We start from the raw sequence: 900 nt of genomic DNA on the forward strand, positions 1-900 counted from the left end.
TTCCTATAATCTTAATGATATAATAGATGGATAATAAAGTGATTTCAAAATCTATTTACCTATTTGGGAGGTGCTGATGATGCGGAGGTTTCAATCTCTAGATGAATGGAAGGGTAGTTTACTACGATTTCCAATGGTAGTCGTGTTCGGTTTTATTGCGGCTACACTATCCATGTACGTGGAACGTATGCCTTACGACCAGCCGACGATGATGGCTGAGGTGGGAATTTATGCTAGTACGGTCGGCATGTTGCTGGCGACTGTGGTCCAGGTGGCTTATGAGCGTTTTTTGAAAGATGGTAGTCGGGTTCAGGCGCTTGGCCTTCAAGGTGTGGCCGGCTTTGGGGCAGTCGTTTATTACCTCTTTGCCAGTCGGACGGGGGATTTCTACTCTAGCCACCTGTTTACCCGAACCAATATTGCCATGTTCTTGCTAACTTTATTGATTATTTGGCTACCATCGATTAAGAATGAAGGGCTGGATTTTGCCCAGAGTTTCCGGATTTGGTTTAAGTCTTTCTTCGTGTCGGCGGTTTATACCGGTATCTTAATGATCGGCATTAGCTTGGTCTTGGCTGGTTGGTCCATCCTAATCTCTAATGTGGAGGGTGAATTGTATTGGGATATCTTTTCGGTACTTATATACATTTTCTTCCCTTGGTACATCTTGTCTCAGCAGTCAGTATTCTCCCGACCTTTTGTCGAAGAAGAAGGTAAGATGTCATCTGATGTCAGCAAATTCTTAGATGTCCTTTTAACCAAGATATTTATCCCAATTGTAACGGTGTATACGGTGATTATTTTCATCTATTTCTTCTCGACATTGGGTAATTGGACGGATATTACGATTGAAATTGTGATGGTGTCCTACTTGGTGGTGGGCTGGATGGTTCTCTTCTT

The 900-nt window shown here is 42.9% G+C and carries 1 protein-coding gene; it reads left to right on the top strand.

The window, feature by feature from the left end; all coding sequences use genetic code 11:
• Positions 1–76 precede the first annotated feature (76 nt).
• A partial coding sequence (locus ACRCJ0_RS16030) for a DUF4153 domain-containing protein (protein ID WP_431391165.1) occupies positions 77–900 on the top strand: 824 nt, incomplete at its 3' end.

It is taken from the genome of Aerococcus sp. L_32, assembly GCF_050689315.1.